At 62.6% G+C, this 18,013-nt stretch carries 19 protein-coding genes; 8 read left to right on the forward strand and 11 right to left on the reverse strand.

What is annotated here, in order from left to right:
- The first annotated feature begins 17 nt into the window (after positions 1-17).
- Entirely contained in the window at positions 18-152 is a 135-nt protein-coding gene (locus D0544_RS02200) for a hypothetical protein (protein WP_164880795.1), read from the forward strand.
- An 87-nt stretch (positions 153-239) separates the two neighbouring features.
- On the opposite strand, the gene D0544_RS02205 is transcribed toward D0544_RS02200, so the two are convergent.
- The gene (locus tag D0544_RS02205; protein ID WP_125014382.1) at positions 240-650 is read right to left on the reverse strand and encodes a hypothetical protein; all 411 of its coding nucleotides are present in this window, start codon (positions 648-650) and stop codon (positions 240-242) included.
- A gap of 397 nt (positions 651-1,047) precedes the next feature.
- On the opposite strand from D0544_RS02205, the gene D0544_RS02210 reads away from it, so the two are divergent.
- On the forward strand, positions 1,048-1,269 hold the full coding sequence (locus tag D0544_RS02210) for a DUF2061 domain-containing protein (RefSeq protein ID WP_207905746.1): 222 nt from the start codon (positions 1,048-1,050) through the stop codon (positions 1,267-1,269).
- A gap of 12 nt (positions 1,270-1,281) precedes the next feature.
- On the opposite strand, the gene D0544_RS02215 is transcribed toward D0544_RS02210, so the two are convergent.
- From D0544_RS02215 to D0544_RS02255, 9 genes are all read right to left on the reverse strand, one after another.
- The gene (locus D0544_RS02215; protein WP_125014383.1) at positions 1,282-2,196 is read right to left on the reverse strand and encodes an alpha/beta fold hydrolase; all 915 of its coding nucleotides are present in this window, start codon (positions 2,194-2,196) and stop codon (positions 1,282-1,284) included.
- A gap of 500 nt (positions 2,197-2,696) precedes the next feature.
- Entirely contained in the window at positions 2,697-3,677 is a 981-nt protein-coding gene (locus tag D0544_RS02220) for a formate dehydrogenase subunit gamma (protein WP_164880796.1), read from the reverse strand.
- A gap of 52 nt (positions 3,678-3,729) precedes the next feature.
- Positions 3,730-4,326 carry a formate dehydrogenase FDH3 subunit beta gene (fdh3B, locus tag D0544_RS02225; protein WP_125014385.1) on the reverse strand — a complete coding sequence of 199 codons (597 nt, stop codon included), beginning with the start codon at positions 4,324-4,326 and terminating at the stop codon, positions 3,730-3,732.
- Between the two features lie 29 nt (positions 4,327-4,355).
- Positions 4,356-7,226, reverse strand: coding sequence for a formate dehydrogenase subunit alpha (locus D0544_RS02230; protein ID WP_125014386.1), 2,871 nt, complete (start codon positions 7,224-7,226; stop codon positions 4,356-4,358).
- Positions 7,227-7,273: 47 nt separating this feature from the next.
- Positions 7,274-7,474 (reverse strand): twin-arginine translocation signal domain-containing protein, encoded by a 201-nt coding sequence (locus tag D0544_RS02235; protein WP_125014387.1) that lies wholly within the window; start codon positions 7,472-7,474, stop codon positions 7,274-7,276.
- Positions 7,475-7,499: 25 nt separating this feature from the next.
- Positions 7,500-8,129 carry a TorD/DmsD family molecular chaperone gene (locus D0544_RS02240; RefSeq protein ID WP_125014388.1) on the reverse strand — a complete coding sequence of 210 codons (630 nt, stop codon included), beginning with the start codon at positions 8,127-8,129 and terminating at the stop codon, positions 7,500-7,502.
- Positions 8,126-9,739, reverse strand: a complete 1,614-nt coding sequence (locus D0544_RS02245; RefSeq protein WP_125014389.1) for a 4Fe-4S dicluster domain-containing protein — start codon at positions 9,737-9,739, stop codon at positions 8,126-8,128. Before D0544_RS02245 ends, D0544_RS02240 begins: the two co-directional genes overlap by 4 nt.
- Positions 9,740-9,925: 186 nt before the next feature.
- Positions 9,926-10,564 carry a DUF3306 domain-containing protein gene (locus D0544_RS02250; RefSeq protein ID WP_125014390.1) on the reverse strand — a complete coding sequence of 213 codons (639 nt, stop codon included), beginning with the start codon at positions 10,562-10,564 and terminating at the stop codon, positions 9,926-9,928.
- The gene (locus D0544_RS02255; RefSeq protein WP_125014391.1) at positions 10,561-11,106 is read right to left on the reverse strand and encodes a DUF3305 domain-containing protein; all 546 of its coding nucleotides are present in this window, start codon (positions 11,104-11,106) and stop codon (positions 10,561-10,563) included. The genes D0544_RS02250 and D0544_RS02255 overlap by 4 nt, the downstream gene beginning before the upstream one ends.
- Positions 11,107-11,368: 262 nt before the next feature.
- Here D0544_RS02255 and fdhD point away from each other — a divergent pair, with 262 nt between their 5' ends.
- The gene (gene fdhD / locus D0544_RS02260; RefSeq protein ID WP_125014392.1) at positions 11,369-12,241 is read left to right on the forward strand and encodes a formate dehydrogenase accessory sulfurtransferase FdhD; all 873 of its coding nucleotides are present in this window, start codon (positions 11,369-11,371) and stop codon (positions 12,239-12,241) included.
- Complete coding sequence (locus tag D0544_RS02265) at positions 12,238-13,173, forward strand: helix-turn-helix transcriptional regulator (RefSeq protein WP_125014393.1); 936 nt, start codon at positions 12,238-12,240, stop codon at positions 13,171-13,173. The genes fdhD and D0544_RS02265 overlap by 4 nt, the downstream gene beginning before the upstream one ends.
- 26 nt (positions 13,174-13,199) lie before the next feature.
- On the opposite strand, the gene D0544_RS02270 is transcribed toward D0544_RS02265, so the two are convergent.
- Positions 13,200-14,612: a sigma-54-dependent transcriptional regulator gene (locus D0544_RS02270; RefSeq protein ID WP_243647222.1), complete on the reverse strand. Its 1,413-nt coding sequence runs from the start codon at positions 14,610-14,612 to the stop codon at positions 13,200-13,202.
- A 492-nt stretch (positions 14,613-15,104) separates the two neighbouring features.
- Here D0544_RS02270 and mobA point away from each other — a divergent pair, with 492 nt between their 5' ends.
- From mobA to D0544_RS02290, 4 genes are all read left to right on the forward strand, one after another.
- Positions 15,105-15,710 carry a molybdenum cofactor guanylyltransferase MobA gene (mobA, locus tag D0544_RS02275; protein WP_243647223.1) on the forward strand — a complete coding sequence of 202 codons (606 nt, stop codon included), beginning with the start codon at positions 15,105-15,107 and terminating at the stop codon, positions 15,708-15,710.
- A gap of 3 nt (positions 15,711-15,713) precedes the next feature.
- Complete coding sequence (gene mobB / locus D0544_RS02280; protein ID WP_125014395.1) at positions 15,714-16,235, forward strand: molybdopterin-guanine dinucleotide biosynthesis protein B; 522 nt, start codon at positions 15,714-15,716, stop codon at positions 16,233-16,235.
- Between the two features lie 29 nt (positions 16,236-16,264).
- Positions 16,265-17,512 (forward strand): molybdopterin molybdotransferase MoeA, encoded by a 1,248-nt coding sequence (gene moeA / locus D0544_RS02285; protein WP_125014396.1) that lies wholly within the window; start codon positions 16,265-16,267, stop codon positions 17,510-17,512.
- Between the two features lie 111 nt (positions 17,513-17,623).
- Positions 17,624-18,001 carry a hypothetical protein gene (locus D0544_RS02290; RefSeq protein WP_125014397.1) on the forward strand — a complete coding sequence of 126 codons (378 nt, stop codon included), beginning with the start codon at positions 17,624-17,626 and terminating at the stop codon, positions 17,999-18,001.
- Positions 18,002-18,013: the final 12 nt, after the last annotated feature.

The following is an 18,013-nucleotide window of genomic DNA, read 5'->3' on the forward strand; positions in this document are numbered from 1 at the left end:
CCCTGGTGGAGCCAACTGTGAATACGGTGGCCTACCTGATCCACGAGCACCTGTGGGAGAGCGCGAAGGCGCAGCCACAGGCTGAGCCGGCGGTTCTGGGGGCTGGTTACGATGAAGTGGCGCAACCAGTTGGCCTCACTGCAGCCACTTAAGGAGCGGATAAAGGAGCAGTGAGGCCAGCCTGCAACGGGATCGCTCTAGCGGCCCGGCGCACAAAATAGCAGCCTTCAGGCGCCCTCTCAGGGGGGACTGAATCCCAGCAATGCCGAGCGCAACACCTGCTCGCCGGCCCCCGGATCGAGGGTGCCAACGCGCTTGCCGTCGGGGGTAAACAGTACCAGTACGGTGGTGCCCACCTTCTGTTGGCGGGTAAAGGCCCGCCCTTTGGGGCTGTTGACATCGACCACCAGAAACTCCATCCGGGGTTCAAAATCGGCGCGAATGCGGTTGAGCAGATCCATCGCCTCGATGCCTCCAACGGTGTTCTTGTCGTGGGTCAGCACCGCCACCGCCGCCCCCTGGCCGATACGGGTGAGGTCATCGCTGAAGCCTTTGGGCAGCAGCGCCACCGCAACGGCCAACACCGCGCCTACCAGCAGCAGGATAACAAGAGTAACCAGTCGTGAGTTGCCGCGTTGGGGGGAGGTCATGGAGGGCTCCTGTGGGTTCAACTGTGAAGGAATACCATTACTCTACAGGAACTCTGCAATGACTGTGTATAGGGCAGGGGGACAGTCATGGCGATAACGATCGAGGCAATCGTTGCAGAGGTAGACCTTTCCGAGGGCCAGTTTATTTTATATCGGCTGATATTGCTCGCCTAGGGCGCCCGCTGGTGAGCAAAGGGGAGTGCCGATGGCGCAGGATCGCAGCTATCGACCCCTGTTATCGTCCTCAGGAAGTCAGCCCCCCTGGGGCGGGTCTTCAGCGGTTGCCGGTAACTGGATAGAGGTTTGATTGCAAAAAGTCTATCGTGGTTATAGAGCTAATCGTCTTTAGCTATCATAAGGTCATCGTTATCCTGTGCAAAAGCCTGGAGGAAAAACGATGAGAACCGGTATCAAAACCTGCACCTTTGCGATGACGCACTTCTGCGTCGCCTTTTCGGTGGCCTGGTTATTGACGGGTAGCTGGGTGGTGGGAGGGCTGATCGCCCTGGTGGAGCCGGCCGTGAATACGCTGGCCTACCTGATCCACGAGCATCTGTGGGAGAGCAGGGGCAAATCAGGCAGCCGCTCCTCCAGGCTGGTAGCGGGATGCGCCTGCTGAGTGGCGCCCCGCTCAGGCCGCACCGCTTTGGCGATAAAAGCCGATGACCGTCTCCACCCAGCGTTCGGGGTCGCTGAGCTGGCCGAAGTGACCCACCCCGGGCATCAGGCTCAATTGCGCCTGGGGACAGACCTTCTCCTTGAGGTAGTACGCCATCTCCACCCGGGCGACGGCGTCGTCGGTGCCCCAGCAGAGGTGGATGGGGGTGCGGGTGTGGCGCAGAGCCTCCAGCCAGCGAGGGGCTTCCAACCGTCGCCGGTCCAGCAGGTAGCGGATCACCCGGTGATGGTTGCGATGTCCATCACCGAGCTGGATATTTTCCCACAGGTGCTCGAGATCAGCGTCGCTGAGACCGTCATTGCCATGGGCGCTGCGTACCTGGCTGGCCATCACCCGGTAGCTCGACCAGCGGGCGAGGAGGGGGCCCAGGGGGGAGAGCAGTAGTCGCTGGGTCAGGCGCAGTCGCGCCAGGGCGAGCACCATGCTGCCGTTGGTGAAGGTCACGCTGTTGAAGCCTTCGCTGAAGCCCGCCGGCAACAGCGCGCTCAGCTCCCGCGCCAACAGCTCGGTGGCGACGCTGGTGCCCATGTCGTGGGCCAGCAGGTGGCCTCCCTGCACCCCCAGGGCACGCCACACCTCCAGCGCCACATCTGCCTGCTCGTAGAGGCTGTAACCGTAGTGGGCAGGCTTGTCGCTGAGCCCATAGCCGATGAAATCAAACAGTACGATACGATCGAATCGCGCCAGCAGGGGGGAGACCACCTTGTGGAAGGAGTAGGAGGATTCGGGGAAACCGTGCAGCAGGAGCAGGGTTCTGTCCGGCGGGGCTTCGGGATCGCCCAGCTGCTTGAAAAAGACCCGGTGCTGGCCAATGGGGGTGTAAAGGTAGCGGCCAGCATCGGCCCAGGCTTGCAGTTCCGGTGACATAACCTCTCCTTTGGGCGGCGTCGGTGGTTAAACCATTGTGGCATGAACCAGCGCTGGGGGCATACCGTCCACCACTTGATCGCTATCGGCACCGTGTAAGGCGGGCATCCAGTGGGCTGAGCCACGCCGCTTCGCCATCTGTTAATGCAGGTATCCAGTGGGCTGAGACACGCCGCTTCGCCATCCGTTAAGCAGGCATCCAGTGTGCTGGGACGCGCCGCTCCTGGCCATCCGTGGCCACGCGGCATCCGACCCACAGGGATGTGGGGAGTGCCTGTATTGACGAAAGATAGCCGCAGGAGCGCAGCTATCGGCCCGTCCATCCTTTGGATCGCTATTGGCATCTGCTAAGGCGGAAATTCAGTAGGCTGGGCCACGCCAAGGCTGGCACCCAGTGGGCTGAGCCACGCCGCTCCTGGCCATCCATGGCCACGCGGCGTACCGTACGTCCTGTACATAAAAAAAGGCGCCCGAGGGCGCCTTAAGGTGTGGCCAGTTACCTAGCCGTTTTGTTTCACTCGCTCAACCCAAAGGCTGTGGTGCTGTTCGGCCCAGGCTTCGTCCACCTCGCCGGAGACCATCCCCTCGAGCGCACCCTCTACCCCCAGGGTGCCCATGTAGATATGGAACAGCGAGCCGCAGAACAGAACCACGGCCGAGATCGCGTGGATCAGGTTGGCGTTCTGCATGGTTTCACGGATCTGCCCGTAGTTGGGGAAATCCAGCACCAGGCCACTGCCGCTGACCACCAGCCCCAGCAGGACCAGCACCCAAAACCAGGCCTTTTCGCCGCCGTTGGTGAAATCGGCGGGCGCGTGCCCCTTGCCGATCATGCCGCCGAGGGTGGCAAACCACTTCATGTCCACGAGGGTGAAGAAGTTGTGCTTCAGCCACTTGATCGCCATCACCACAAGGGCAAGGCTAAAGAGCGGGCCCAGGTAGTTGTGAACATTCTTGGCCAGGTAGAGGAAGCTGGCGAAGGCATCCTTACCCATCATCGGAATCAGCACCGACTTGCCGTAGAGAATGCTCAGCCCGGTAACGCCCAAAAGCAGAAAGGTGATCGCCATGAACCAGTGGATGGTCCGGTCCATGCGGCTCCACCGCTCGATGGTCTTGCCGGAGCGTTCGGGCATGCGGTTGGTACCGATCAGCAGGTAGACCAGGGTCAGGGTGACCAGGCTCAGGGAGAGCGCCCAGGCGCCCCCCGGAGAGACCCACTGGTTGCGCCATTCGAGCCACCAGGTTCCCGACTCATTGATCAGCTGACCGCTTTCGGTGCCCTTGATCTGTGTAGCGCCGATGGTGCCGTGGCGAACATGGTCCCAGAACGCCGTGGCGGAGTCAGGGCTGACCGCCGCCAGGGTGTAGGGGACCAGGGGAGCCAGCAACAACACCAGCGCACAACAGACGAGCGCGAGGTTAACGCCGCGTAAGCGGCGTTTGATCCCCGGGTTCTCTGCTTGTGTTGATGATTTCATAAGCATCATTCCCGTAATGGGGGTTAACGGCAGAGCCGTTAACCCTTGGCTTTTAACCCTTGGCTTTGCGACCGTAGGCCATGGACTGGCCCCAGGCACCGGCATTGGAACCGCGATAGGTTACCCGCTCACGGAAGATGTCGGAGACATCGTTCGCATCACCGGCCAGCAGCGCCTTGGTTGCGCACATCTCGGCGCAAGAGGGCAGCTTGCCCTGGGCAATACGGTTGGCACCGTACTTCTCCCATTCGGCCTGGCTGTTGTCCTCTTCCGGTCCACCGGCGCAGAAGGTGCACTTGTCCATCTTGCCGCGAACGCCGAAGGCGTTTTCCATTGGGAACTGGGGCGCGCCGAAGGGGCAGGCCATCAGGCAGTAACCGCAGCCGATGCACTGGTCCTTGCTGTGCAGCACGATGCCGTCGTTGGCCTCGTAGATACAATCCACGGGACACACGGCGATGCAGGGTGCATCGGTACAGTGCATGCATGAGACGGAGATGGAGGCTTCATCCGGCTCGCCGTCGTTGATGGTCACTACGCGGCGACGGTTGATGCCCCAGGGCACCTCGTTGGTGTTTTTGCAGGCGGTAACGCAGCCGTTGCATTCGATGCAGCGCTCTGAATCACACAAAAATTTCATTCTAGCCATGATTTATGTTTCCTGTGCTATGCGGCTGCTTACGCCGGCAGAATTCGACAGAGACTCACCTTGGACTCCTGCATCTGTGTCACAGAGTCGTAGCCGTAAGTCATCGCGGTGTTAGCGGATTCGCCCAGTACGTAAGGGTCGGCACCCTCAGGGTACTTGCTGCGCAGGTCCTTGCCTTCGAGCACACCACCGAAGTGGAATGGCAGGAAAGCAACTCCGCGTTCGACGCGACGGGTCACAAGGGCTTTCACCTTGATCTTGGCGCCTTCCGGAGTCTCTACCCACATATCCTGTCCGTCACGGATGCCGGCATCGTTGGCATCGGCCGGATGGATCTCGGCGAACATCTCCTGCTGCAGCTCAGCCAGCCAGGGGTTGGAGCGGGTCTCGTCACCACCACCCTCGTACTCCACCAGACGGCCGGAGGTGAGGGTAACCGGGAACTGCTGGGTGAAGTCCTTGTCCTGGATCGACTTGTAGAGGGTCGGCAGGCGGTAATGGGACTTGCGGTCATCGTAGGTGGGATACTTCTCCACCAGATCGCGACGGCTGGTGTACAGCGGCTCACGGTGGACCGGCACCTTGTCGGGGAAGGTCCAGACCACGGCACGGGCCTTGGCGTTACCGAAGGGGGCGCAACCGTGCTTGATGGCAACACGCTGGATACCGCCGGAGAGGTCGGTCTTCCAGTTCTTGCCTTCGGCGGCGGCCTTCTCCTCGGCGGTCAGGTCATCCCACCAGCCCAGCTGCTTAAGCAGCTTGTCGGAGAACTCGGGGTGTCCATCCTTGATATCGGAGCCGACGTTGTGCGAGCCGTTGGCCAGCAGGCTGACCCCATCGCGCTCGACGCCGAAACGGGCGCGGAAGGTGAGACCACCCTCGGCCACGGTCTTGCTGTTATCGTACAGCAGTGGCGTACCCGGGTGCTTCTGCTCGGGGGTTCCCCAGCAGGGCCAGGGCATGCCGTAGAAATCGCCATCGGCGGGACCGCCCTCGGCCTTGAGGGTGTCGAAGTCGAAGGTGTGCCAGTTCAACTGGTGTTCCTTCAGACGCTCGGGGCTCTGGCCGGTGTAGCCGATGGTCCACATACCCTTGTTGAACTCGCGGGTGATGTCTTCCACCAGCGGCTCCTCGCCGTTCACCTTGATGTGCTTGCACAGTTCGTTCTCGAAGCCGAACTTCTTGGCAAACTTGTACATGATGGTGTGGTCGGGCAGTGACTCGAACAACGGCTCGATCACCTTGTCACGCCACTGCAGCGAGCGGTTGGAGGCGGTCACGGAACCGTAGGTTTCGAACTGGGTCGAAGCCGGCAGCAGGTAGATACCGTCCTGACGGTCGGGAAGGATCGCGCTGACGGTCGGATAGGGGTCGATGATGACCATCATATCCAGCTTCTCCATCGCCTTCTTCTGCTCCAGTCCCCGGGTCTGGCTGTTGGGGGCGTGGCCCCAGAACACCATAGCCCGCAGGTTGTCGTTCTGGGCGATATTGGCCTTGTCCTCCAGTACCCCATCGATCCAGCGGGAGACAGGAATACCGGCGGTGTTCATCGGGAACTTGGGCTTCTCGGCGGTACCTTCGTAGGCCTTGCGGTTGTCGAAACGACCCTTGACCCACTCGTAATCCAGGTCCCACACCTTGCTCCAGTGCTTCCAGGCACCGGCGGAGAGGGCGTAGTAGCCGGGCAGCGAGTGCGACAGCACGCACATATCGGTGGCGCCCTGCACGTTGTCGTGACCGCGGAAGATGTTGGCTCCGCCGCCGGACACGCCCATGTTGCCCAGGGCCAGCTGCAGGATGCAGTAGGCGCGGGTGTTGTTGTTACCGATGGTGTGCTGGGTACCACCCATGCACCAGACGATGGTGCCGGGCTTGTGCTCGGCCAGGGTCTGGGCAACGCGGCGCATCTGCTCTTCGCTGACGCCGGTGATGTTCTCTACCTCGGCGGGGGTGAACTTCTTCACCTCCTCACGCACCTCGTCCATGCCGTAGACGCGCTGCTCGATAAAGGTCTTGTCTTCCCAGCCGTTCTCAAAGATGTGCCACAGCAGGCCGTGGATGAAGGGAACGTCGGTACCGGGACGGATCCGCACGTACTCGGTGGATTTGGCCGCGGTACGGGTAAAGCGGGGATCGACCACAATCACCTTCGCCTTGTTGCGCTCCTTGGCGTGCAGGATATGCTGCATGGCCACCGGGTGCGCCTCGGCGGGGTTGGACCCGATCAGGATCATCGCCTTGGAGTGGTGCATATCGTTAAAGGAGTTGGTCATCGCACCGTAGCCCCAGGTGTTGGCCACACCGGCTACCGTGGTGGAGTGACAGATACGCGCCTGGTGATCCACGTTGTTGGTGCCCCACAGGGCAGCAAACTTGCGGAACAGGTAGGCCTGCTCGTTGCTGTACTTGGCGGAGCCGAGCCAGTAGACGGAATCGGGACCGCTCTCTTCGCGGATCTTCATCATCTTGGCGGTGATTTCGTCCATCGCCTCGTCCCAGGAGACGCGCTGCCACTTGCCGCCGACCAGTTTCATCGGGTACTTCAGGCGACGCTCGCCGTGGCCGTGCTCCCGTACGGAGGCACCCTTGGCGCAGTGGGCGCCGCGGTTGAAGGGATGGTCGAAAGCCGGCTCCTGGCCGGTCCATACCCCCTCCTGAACCTCGGCATAAATGCCGCAGCCGACGGAGCAGTGGGTGCAGATGGTGCGCTTGGTTTCAACCGGCTTGTTGCTCATGCTGGCGGCCTCGGCCTTCTGCATCATGCCGGGGCTCAGCAGTTGGCTGGCCGCCAATCCACCGGCCGCAACGCCACTGGCGCTGAGGAAGGAGCGGCGGCTGATGCCGCCGGCCTTGGCCTGGTCCTGCCCGCTTGAGGGGCTTACTTTGGTCAATTTCATTAGGATGTTGCCTCGTGTTAATCCGTGATCAGAACCCGATACGCCGCCTAGATACGGGCGGTGTCGTAGTAGGCCTTGACGTGATCTGACTTGCGATAACGTCCTGACTGCTGCTTTTCAAGCGGTTGCTCTGCAGCGGCTGCGGTGCCTGAGGCTCCGACAACAGCGGCAGCACTACCGGCGACGGCAACACCTTTCAGAAACTCGCGTCTCTGAAGTTGCTCCTGGCTCAGTGGTTTCTTGCTCATCGTGCTCTCCCCTTCGGGTTTGTCGTTATTGTGGTTGATTAAAACGGTTGATTTCAGTTTGCATCAGTGCTTCACCCAGCTGCCCTACGGCAATATAGAAGCTGGCATTGTTGGCGTTCTGCAGGTCTTCAAAGAAGCGTAGTATCCATCCCTGAATATGGGAGCGGAAAAAACGCTGTTGTTGTTCGTTTGAGTGCTCTTGCACCAGATAGGCCATCACTTCGCAGAGGGCGGCGACATGGTCTTCGGGCTCGTGGGTCTGCTGCTGGCGTTCAAACCCGAGCTCGGCCAGGTCCTGGCGCAACTTGATCAGCGGCTTCTCCATCATGAACCCGGTCTGGTACCAGGAGCCGAAGGGCAGCAGTTCGCCCCGGCCGATACCGATAAAGAGGCTCTGGTATTCCTGGCTCACGCTGGAGGCCTGGCTGTGGGACGCACTCTGCTGCAGGGTGCTGTAGGCATGTTCGATGGGGCTGCGGGCGCTGTCGATCTCGATTCCCGCCAACAGGTTCAAAAGCTCCTGGGAGGCGGGGGCTCGCAGCAGGGCGCCGAGCAGGGCATAGCCTTCGGCGCGCAGGCTGTCCTCGGCGCTCAGTGCCGGGGGCTGGGTGGTGGGCTCCAGGGCGCCGTCGGTGGTGATGATCTCAGCGCTCATGGCAGTAACTCCGAATCCTGTTTCATTAAGGCTTTAACCCGGCAATCGCCGCAGCGCTCCAGCAGCTGGGCGTTGCTGCCCTGGAACATGGGGCTGTCGGCGAGCTTGAGCTGCATCTTGCGGAACAGGCTCTGGGTGGCGAAGGGGGTGCCGCAGTCGACGCAGCACAGCGGGCTGTCCTCGTGCAGGGTCTGCTGGCTCTTGCGTGCGCTACGGTCGAGCTGGTAGCCGCTGCGCAGCTCCAGTACCTGCTCGGGGCAGGCGCTCACGCAGAGGTTGCACTGCACACAGTTGTGCTGGGTGAAGCGCAGGCGGGGTTCGTCGCCACCGGATTGCAGGGCCTGGGTCGGGCAGACGCCGGCGCAGGACATGCAAAGGGTGCAGTTATCACTGTCGATATTAAGGCCGCCCATCGGAAAACCGCTGGGCATGGCCAGCTCTGTGGCGGGCTGGGCGTTGGCCTGGGCCAGTTGGTCGATGGCCTGGTAGAGGGCCTCGCGACGCTTGTTATCGGGCAGGTAGGCGGCGCTCGACAGCGGTGCCAGCGGCTGGGCCAGCAGGCGGGGCAGAGACTCACCGTCGTGCTGCTCCACCAGGGTGATGCGTGGCTCCTCGATCCCCAGTCCACGCAGCAGGGCCCCGGCATAACCCAGTTGGGTGTTGAGGGCGTTGCGGGCGGTTTCGGGGTAGTCGGTCGGCGCGATGATCACCACCTGGGGAGCGCCCCAGGCCAGCGCGCTAAACCAAGTTTCGAGTCCGGCACAGTTGATCTCTTCCAGCTCCAGGGTGACCCGCGGCTCGGGGACTGTGGCCAGCAGGGCGGTCCCCTGGGCATCGTGAATCACCAGGGGGCTCGGTTGTCCGGCCTGCTGCAGCTGGTCACGTAGTTGCTGCAACAGCTGTTGGGGCGGGCTCTCCAGCAACTCGATGGCACCGGTGGGGCAGGCACTGGCGCAACCGCCGACACCGTGGCAGAGGTGGTGGTCCACCTCGATCTGGCCACTCGGGGCGCTGATGGCGTCGGCCGGGCACACCTCCAGGCAGCGGGTACAGCCGATGATGCCGCTGTTGCTGTGGGCGCAGAGGTCGCTGTTGACTCGCAGGTAAACGGGTTTGCTGAACTCGCCGACCAGTTGGGGAAGCTCCTCCAGGGCTCGCTCCAGGCTGGCCTGGTCCGGGCAGTGAAAGTAGCCGGCGGGGGGCTTTTCGCTCGCCAGCTGGGGGGTACGCCCCAGATCAAGCAGCAGGTCGAAGGCCTTCAGCTGGCTGAGGCTGGCCAGGGAGTTGCCGGTCAGGCCGCCGGGCAGTGAGACCTGTGCGTCAAAATGACCCAGGTAACCCCCGACGGACTGCAGTTTGTGATGGTGGATCGGGGCCTTGATCACAAGGCCTGCCGCACGTTCCATGTCGGCGTCGAGGCTGGCGGGCATCGCTTCGCTGATCAGCAGGGTACAGTGCAGGGCGCCCTCCAGCTCAGCCGCCGCCAGGCGGGCACGGTGCTCGGGCCCCAGGATCAGGAGCTGGCCAGAGCTCCGGTAGGTGATACTGCTGGTTGCAGGTTCAAATTGATGGGCAACTGAACCCTTGGGTTGGTGGATAACTGCAGTCATAGATCCTCGTCAGGCTGGTTAGAAGGCGCGCGCTTCTCTTTATATTTCGAATGGTTTGCCAGCCCGGCCTATCTATAGCAAATCCGGAACCGGCTCTGTGGGGATAAAAGTCCCGTTAAATCCTAAAGTGTCTGAAGATTATCGGGTTTCGTTGTTGGCTTTGCATACTTTTGTCCTCTCTGGTCACTAATGCCCGTTTGGGGCGGGGGGGTGGGACGGGTCCCGGGTGGAGGTGTTGTCGACAGCCTTCGGGGTGGTCTCCGATTGAGCGGGCACCGGCGGCGGCTCCACGGCGGCTTCAGAACCGCTCTCCAGCGCCTCGGGCGGATCGCTCTCGAGCGCTTCAGGTCCATCGCTTGCCTCAGTTGCTTCAGTCGTCGCTTCATCCGCTTCCTCTTCCTTTTCCGCTTGGCGCGGATGGGTGTTGTCGGGGTCGCGGTTGATCCACTGCTTCAGGTGTTCGCTGATGGTGTCGCCGAGGGGCTCGAAGACGCTGAAGTCATCGTCGTAATCGTCGAGCTTGTCGGTGATATTGAAATGAGCCTGGTGAAACAGCTGCTTGAGGGCCTTGCGCCGTAGCTCCTCGCTGACCCCTTCGCTGAGAAAGTCGGCGTAGCTGTCGTCACCCTGGAGGCTGGAGAGCTCCGGCATGTCGGCGTCGGTCTTGGGGGGCGGTGGCGGTTCGGCCGCCTCGGCAGTGGCTGTGGGCTCGTCGGTGGCGGGCAGCTGATCCTCTGCCTGCGGCGGGAGGTCGGTCTCCTGCGCTTGCAGTTTGCGCCGGCTCCAGCGACGGGCAAAGCCCTCGTTGTCGCGATCATCACTCATCGCGGACCCTCCGCATCGCGGTTAAAGCGGCTCTGTCCGCCGGCTTCGGTGGAGGGGGCTTCTTGCCGGTCGCCGCCTTTACCCTTGCCGCCCTTGCCGCGCAGGCGGCGCTTGCCGGAGTTGCTCTCATCCTCGCCATGGCGCGCCATAAAGGCTTCGATCCAGCACTGGATCGCCACCGGCATGGGGGCCGAGAAAACATCCTCTTCGCCGCCGTCCATATAGGAGGCGGCCAGATCCTGGCTGGCGCTGATAAAGCGGGGAAGCAGGGTCTCATCATCGTCGGCCAGCTCATCGATGTCGCACATAACAAAGAGCTTGGGGGCGCGGGAGCTGAGGTTCATGCGGTAGGCGGCGCGCTCATCCCGGTGCAGTTGTAGTTGCAGGGTGGCGCAGGTGGTGGCGTTGACCGGTGAGGCGTCGGCCGGGTGCAACTCGCACGACCAGCTGGCGGTGAGCCAGGGGCCAACCTGGCGTTCGCTGCGGATCATCGCCACCTTGAGGGGGTAGATCTCATCGGTTGGGGAGGGCTGTGGTTGCACGGGGTTCTCCTGCTGGATAAGGGGATTGACGGCTGGATATCCCGTTTGAGCATGCAAAGGATGTTCCTGAAAAAATCACCCAATAGTGGAGAGGGGGTTGGGACGTTTTGGGGCAGGGGGCATCGTTTTTGTGGGTAGGTGGGTCATATTGACCCAGTTTTGTGGCCCGAATGAGCCCCTTCGGGCAGGGTACGTTTTTTGCTGTTACCAGGCTAAGAGAGGGGTTATCCCCTGACCAGACCAGCCCGGAGCAACCCCTGCCATGAATGCGAAACCGCCCTACCGTCCACGCATGAGCCAGTCGGGCCTTGAGGCCACTCATCGAATCCTTGCCCTTGATGAGCAGGGGGCGGAGCGGGAGATCCATATTGCCGGTGAGCGGGCATTGACGATCTACATCGACAAGGTAGAGCTGCTGACCCTGATGACCATGGGGCGCCGTCCCGAGGAGCTGGTGCTGGGCTACCTGTTGAACCAGGGCATTATCGAGCGCCTGGAGCAGGTGCGTACCATCCAGGTTGAGTGGGATGTGGAGGCGGCCGCGGTGGTGACCGATGGGTCCATCGAGGGGTGGCAGGAGCGGCTGGGACGCAAGACGGTGACCACCGGCTGCGGGCAGGGCACCGTGTTTGCCAGCATGATGGACCGGTTTGACGCCATCCAGCTGGCATCCCATCGTTACACGCAGTCGATGATCTACGGATTGCTGGACTCCCTTGCCCGCCACAACGAGATCTATCGCCAGGCCGGTGCAGTGCATGGTTGCGCGCTGTGCCGGGGCACAGAAGTGATCGATTTTGTCGAGGATGTGGGGCGCCACAACGCGGTCGATACCCTGGCCGGTCGCATGCTGCTCGACGGTCTTACGGGGGAGGAGTTGATCTTTTACACCACCGGCCGCCTGACCTCGGAGATGGTGATCAAGGTGGCGCAGATGGGGATTCCCCTGTTGCTGTCGCGCTCCGGGCTGACCCAGATGGGGCTGGAGATGGCGCAGCGGGTGGGGCTTACCATGATCGGCCGGGCCAAGGGGAAGCACTTTCTGGTGTTCAATGGCCAGCAGGCGATCGAGTTTGACCAGCGCCCCGAGGATCGCCACCCGCGGGCGGGGCGTACGCACAGGGAGGAGGGATGATGCCGCAACAACAGGGGCAGCTGGTGGCCGAGCGGCCGGGGGAGCGCGGCGGAGGCGAGTTCCTCAATATCAAACAGGTGGCGGATTTTCTGCAGCTCAATGAGAAGAAGATCTACTCCATGGTCAGCGAGGGGGTGATCCCGGCCACCAAGATCACCGGCAAGTGGTTGTTTCCCAAGCGGCTGGTAGAGCGCTGGCTGCTGGAGTCCTGCCATGGTGGGGTGCTCGCCGACCGCCTGCTGGTGGTGGGCAGTGGCGACCTGCTGTTGCAACAGGCGTTGTCGCGCCAGCAGAGGGATATGCAGGATGCGGGTCTGGTCTCCATGTCGGTCACCGGTACTCGCCTCGGGCTGGCGATGCTCGACCGTGGTCGTGCCGACCTCTGCGTGATGCATTGGGGGCCCGCCGTCGAGAGTCGGGTGCGCCACCCGGCGCTGTTGCAACGCTACCGCAATTTCCGCCAGTGGGCCATGGTGCGCCTGTTTGAGCGCGAGGTGGGGATCGCCGCCAGGCCGGGTGTGGAACCCACTTCCGCAGCTGCCTGTCTCGGTCGCGGTAGCCGTTGGGCGCTGCGCCAGGGGGGCTCCGGGGCGCGTCGCCTGTTTGACGAGCAGATGGCGATTCACCACCGCTCCCTGGATGAGCTGGAGGTGGGGGAGGCGGCGCTTAGCGAGTGGGAGGTGGCGGTTCAGCTCAACGAGGGGCGGGCCGATTACGGAATTCTATCCCGCGCCTGCGCCCGCCAGCTGGATCTGCCCTTTCTGTCGCTCGGTAGCGAGGCGCTGGATATGGTGGTGCCCCAGCCGATCTATTTCCGTGTGCTGGTGCAGCAGATGATGGCGCAGTTCCGCACCCAGCCCCTGCAGCAGCAGGCGGCCTATTACGGGGGCTATGACCTGGGCCGTTGTGGGGAGATTCTGTGGACCCCCTGATGTTCGCGGGAAATTAGCGGCCGGCGTCAGTCGGTGTCGCTTGCCCAGGCCTGCAGTTTGCGCTCGAGGGTTTTGCGGGAGATGCCCAACTGGCGGGCCGCCTCGGACTTGTTGCCGCGGGTCTGCTGTAACACCTGCTCTGTGTGGTGGCGAATCACCCGCTCCAGGTCCCAGTCTCCGGGGTAGCCGGCACCGGGGGTGGTGAGCGGCGGGGCTTTCTGTTGGCGCAGGTAATTGAGGGGCAGCTTGCCGAGCAGCAGGCAACGCTCGATAAAATTGCGCAACTCGCGGATATTGCCGGGCCAGTCGTGTTGCTGCAGTTGGCTGAGGTCGGCGTGGGAGAGGGGAATCTCGGGCACGCTGAGCTCCATCGACAGCTTGCTGACAAAATGGTGCACCAGCGGCGGGATATCCTCGGGACGCTCGCGCAGCGGGGGCATGGTGAGGGTCAGTATATTGATGCGGTAGTAGAGATCCTCGCGGAAGTTGCCGTTCTGCGATTCCTTCTCCAGCTGGCGGTTGGTGGCGGCGACGATGCGAACATCCACCGGGATCTGTTTTTCGCCCCCGACCGGGCGGATACAGCGCTCCTCCAGCACCCGCAGCAGCTTGGCCTGCATGCTCAGCGGCATCTCGCCGATCTCGTCGAGGAAGAGGGTGCCGCCGTTGGCGTGCACAAAGAGTCCATCCCGCGCCTGTTGAGCCCCGGTAAAGGCGCCACGCTGGTGGCCAAACAGCTCGCTTTCCATCAGTTCCGGGGCGATCGCACTGCAGTTGATGGCGACAAAGGCCCCTTTGCGGCCGCTCTGCAGGTGGATGGCACGCGCGGCCAACTCCTTGCCGGTGCCGGACTCCCCTTCGATCAGGATGGTCGAGGGGGTGGGGGCCACGCGGCTGATGATGCCAGAGACCTCATTGATGGCGGCGCTGTCGCCGATCAGTTCGGAGTTGGCGAGTTTCTCCTGCTGCCAGGGGGAACGCAGGTAGCTCTGGCGCTCCTTGCTGCGGCGCTCCAGGCAGAACTGGACCGAGCGCATCACCTCGTTAACGGTGCAGGGTTTGTGCAGCAGGTCGGCGCCGCCGGCCCGTAACACCTGGATCGCCAGCTCCGAGTCGCGGCGTTGGCTGAGGCAGATAATGTCGGAGTGGTCGCTGTAGTGGCGTAAAATTCCCTCCCAGTCCTCGGTGAGGGAGGAGAACAGGTCCAGATTGACGATAATCAGGTCGAAGTGACAGCGCTTGAGCAGGGCGCGGGCGGTTTCCAGATCGGTGGTTTGCTCCAGCAGGCCGCTGCTCTGTTTGAGCGACTGCATGACCGCCTGCTGATCCTCTGCGGTATCGAGCAGCAAGATGGAGGAGATACGCGTATTGCACACCGGGATGCGGTGGAGGTTGTCCGCCGTACTCTCAACGATGGAAAATGGCAGCAGTTGGGCCACGTATCTAAACCTTAGCTTGTCGGGACCGCGGTAGGCGGTCACTGTGGTTGGGGGCCTGGGTTGTTGTCGGATTCATCCCGGCGGTGGTGCTCAGATCCCTCTGGCTGATCTGTTTGTGATCAAAATTGGTCAATTAACCCTATGCCATTCTGTCTCGGTCGTCCATAGGGCTGGGTCAATATGACGCGATACTCTATGGGGCGTTATGACCCAAATGGTTATAAATGGGACCCCTTTGCCTATGCCAGCGCCGCGCGGGCGGCCGGGTCAGTGTTACCTCTTTATACCGAGGGCGCGCAAGGCTGGGCATCCGACTTTGGTCTAAGGGTATGACCATTGATCTGTGAAGCCCGGGGGGGGATGGTGATCCACTGACCCAGATCGCTTTTCCGGCGGCAGGCGGGGTGTCATACTGGCACCCAAAGGTGCCCCCGCAACGGGTGTTGCGCCACCATGAATAATAAAACCCAAAGCAAGAGAGAGGAGGGTTCGTTGGACAACCCAGCTGTAGCAGTCGACGGTGTGGTTCTGGCCGGAGGGGAGGCCCGCCGGATGGGGGGCGAGGACAAGGGGTTGGTGACCCTGGCCGGAAAGACGATGATCGAGCACGTGATTGACCGGTTTGCCCCCCAGGTAGCGGGGCTGCGCATCAATGCCAATCGCAATCAGGCGCGCTACCAGGCGCTTGGTTTCCCCGTGGTCAGCGACCGCCAGTTGGGCGAATTCCCCGGTCCGCTGGCGGGTATGGCGGCGGGCCTCGCGGCCAGTGAAGCGGAGTGGGTGGCTTTTGTTCCCTGTGATGCTCCGTTATTGCCGCTGGACCTGGTGGCACGCCTGCAGCAGGCGTTAGAACAGGAGCAGGGGGAGATTGCGGTGGCCCATGATGGGGAGTACTGGCAGCCGGTGTTTGTACTGATGCGCCGCTCGCTGCTGCCCTCCCTCGAAGCCTTCCTGGCGGGTGACGGGCGCAAGATTATGCACTGGTTCCAGCAGCAGAAGCTGGTGCGGGTCCTGTTCGCGGACCAGGTGGGTGCTTTCGAAAATATCAACACCCCTGAACATTGCCAGCGTATCGAACAGCAGTTGGTGGAGGCCTAGGTCATGATTGAGTGTACGATTCCCCTGGTGGGATTTATTGCCCACAGTGGCACCGGCAAAACCACCCTGTTGTGCAAGCTGCTGCCGCTGCTGCGACTGCGGGGGCTGCGGGTGGGGATGGTGAAGCATGCCCACCACCGTTTCGAGATGGACACCCCCGGCAAGGACAGCTACGAGCTGCGTAAGGCGGGGGCTGAGCAGATGCTGATCTCCTCGCGCCAGCGCTGGGCGCTGCTGAGCGAGAACCTTGAGGAGGAGCCGCGTCTCAACGAGCTGCTGGCCAAGTTTGACCAGCAGCGCCTTGACCTGATTCTGGTGGAGGGGTTCAAGCCCGAGCCCTACCCCAAGATTGAGTGTCACCGCCCCTCCATGGGCAAGCCGCTGCTCCATACCCAGCACCCCAATGTAATTGCGGTGGCCTGCGATGAACTGCCGGCTGAGGGGATCGGTGACCTCGATCCCCTCGATCTCAACAACGTCGAGCAGATTGCCGATTACATCTGCCACCACTTCCTCCCCCAGTAACCCAACCCCTCGATAAGGATCTCCCCGCCATGAGCGATCACCCTCTCAACAGCTGTTGCAATGCTCAGGGCGAGCTGCCCGTGGACCTGGGCCGGCAGGCGATTCTGGAGCAGGTGGCTCCGCTGGCAATGGTGGAGAGCGTGCCGCTCATCCAGGCACTGGGTCGCGTACTGGCCGAGGCGGTGCACTCGCCGATCGCGGTGCCTGGCCACGACAACTCGGCGATGGATGGTTTTGCGCTGCGCTTTGCTGATCTCGCCGCAGCGGGGGAGACTCGCCTGCAGCTGGTGGGTGAGGCGCTGGCGGGACACCCCTATCTCGATGCGCTGCCGGCCGGTGGCGCTGTGCGCATCATGACCGGCGCCATGATGCCGGAGGGGGCCGATACCGTGGTGATGCAGGAGATCGTCCGCTGTGAGGCGGATGAGGTCACCATTCCCGAGGGGATCAAGCTGGGACAGAACCGTCGTCGCGCCGGTGAAGATATCGCCTGTGGTGCGGTGGCTTTAGCCAGTAACACCCAGGTCAAGGCGGCTGAACTGGGACTGCTGGCGTCGCTGGGGGTCGAGCGGGTGCTGGTGAAGCGGCGCCTGAGGGTGGCGGTGCTCTCCACCGGCGATGAGATCCGTGCCCCGGGCAGTGCGCTGCAGCAGGGGCAGATTTACGACAGTAACCGCTTTAGCCTGCACGGCTTGCTGGAGCCCCTTGGCGTCGAGCTGATCGATCTGGGGATCATCCCCGACCAGCCGGCGCTGCTGGAAACGGCCTTTACCGAGGCCGCCGCAAGCGCAGACCTGATACTCACCTCCGGCGGTGTGTCGGTGGGAGAAGCCGATTACGTCAAGGATACTCTGGAGCGGGTGGGGGCGATCCATTTCTGGAAGATGGCGATGAAACCGGGACGCCCCCTGGCCTTCGGTCGTATTGGCTCATCGGTTTTCTTCGGCCTGCCGGGAAACCCGGTGGCGGTGATGGTGACCTTCCTGCAGTTTGTGCTTCCGGCGATCCGCAAGCTGCAGGGGGTCGAGCGCTGGCAGCCCTTGACGCTGCCGGCGACACTGAGCGAACCCCTTAAAAAGCGCGCCGGGCGTACCGAGTTCCAGCGCGGGGTTTTCCACCGTAACGAAAGGGGCCAGCTCTGCGTGCGCAGCACGGGCACCCAGGGCTCTGGGGTGCTCAGCTCCATGAGCCGCGCCAACTGCCTGATCATTCTGCCCGCTGAGCTGGAGCAAGCGGAGTCCGGGGCGATGTTGGATATCCAGCCCCTGCTGCTCTAACTAGCCTCCGGGTTAGCGCGCCGCTTTTTGTACCCGCTGCCGCAACCCGATATGATCGCTGTAAAGGGGGCGCTGGCCCCCCCCCTCCATTGAGCTGTTACGGAACCCGCTATGATCACCAAGTTTCTGGTTACCGCCGCCATCATTATCGGCGTGGTACTTTACCTGCGCCACCGCGGCCAGGGCGCGGCCAGTGCCGCCCCCGCCCTGCCCCCGGGGAGCGCGGCAGCCCCCTTTCCGGTTCCCTTTCGCTGGCTCTCCTACGCGCTTGCCGCCCTGGTGACCCTGGGGGCGGCCGGTTACCTGCTGTACGACTACCACGACAGCCATCGCCTGCTTTCGATTCGGGTGGTGAATCCGGTCAATGGGGAGGAGGTGGAATACAAGGTGCTCAAGGGCAAGCTGGAAAATCGCCGCTTCGAAACCGTTAATGGACAGCAGATTCGGGTATCGGACAGCGAGCGGCTGGTGATCGAGGCGATCGATTAGCGAGCCGTCCCA

Origin of the sequence: Aestuariirhabdus litorea (assembly GCF_003864255.1) — a bacterium.
Classification (GTDB): domain Bacteria; phylum Pseudomonadota; class Gammaproteobacteria; order Pseudomonadales; family Aestuariirhabdaceae; genus Aestuariirhabdus; species Aestuariirhabdus litorea.

Excerpts from the sequence above, each read along its gene's own strand:
- D0544_RS02290 (WP_125014397.1), top strand. The coding sequence starts at position 17,624 with ATGATCACCAAGTTTCTGGTTACCGCCGCCATCATTATCGGCGTGGTA.
- D0544_RS02245 (WP_125014389.1), bottom strand. The coding sequence starts at position 9,739 with ATGACTGCAGTTATCCACCAACCCAAGGGTTCAGTTGCCCATCAATTT.
- D0544_RS02230 (WP_125014386.1), bottom strand. The coding sequence starts at position 7,226 with ATGAAATTGACCAAAGTAAGCCCCTCAAGCGGGCAGGACCAGGCCAAG.
- fdh3B (WP_125014385.1), bottom strand. The coding sequence starts at position 4,326 with ATGGCTAGAATGAAATTTTTGTGTGATTCAGAGCGCTGCATCGAATGC.
- D0544_RS02215 (WP_125014383.1), bottom strand. The coding sequence starts at position 2,196 with ATGTCACCGGAACTGCAAGCCTGGGCCGATGCTGGCCGCTACCTTTAC.
- mobB (WP_125014395.1), top strand. The coding sequence starts at position 15,714 with ATGATTGAGTGTACGATTCCCCTGGTGGGATTTATTGCCCACAGTGGC.
- D0544_RS02265 (WP_125014393.1), top strand. The coding sequence starts at position 12,238 with ATGATGCCGCAACAACAGGGGCAGCTGGTGGCCGAGCGGCCGGGGGAG.
- D0544_RS02210 (WP_207905746.1), top strand. The coding sequence starts at position 1,048 with ATGAGAACCGGTATCAAAACCTGCACCTTTGCGATGACGCACTTCTGC.
- D0544_RS02220 (WP_164880796.1), bottom strand. The coding sequence starts at position 3,677 with ATGAAATCATCAACACAAGCAGAGAACCCGGGGATCAAACGCCGCTTA.
- D0544_RS02205 (WP_125014382.1), bottom strand. The coding sequence starts at position 650 with ATGACCTCCCCCCAACGCGGCAACTCACGACTGGTTACTCTTGTTATC.
- D0544_RS02250 (WP_125014390.1), bottom strand. The coding sequence starts at position 10,564 with ATGAGTGATGATCGCGACAACGAGGGCTTTGCCCGTCGCTGGAGCCGG.
- D0544_RS02235 (WP_125014387.1), bottom strand. The coding sequence starts at position 7,474 with ATGAGCAAGAAACCACTGAGCCAGGAGCAACTTCAGAGACGCGAGTTT.
- D0544_RS02240 (WP_125014388.1), bottom strand. The coding sequence starts at position 8,129 with ATGAGCGCTGAGATCATCACCACCGACGGCGCCCTGGAGCCCACCACC.
- fdhD (WP_125014392.1), top strand. The coding sequence starts at position 11,369 with ATGAATGCGAAACCGCCCTACCGTCCACGCATGAGCCAGTCGGGCCTT.
- moeA (WP_125014396.1), top strand. The coding sequence starts at position 16,265 with ATGAGCGATCACCCTCTCAACAGCTGTTGCAATGCTCAGGGCGAGCTG.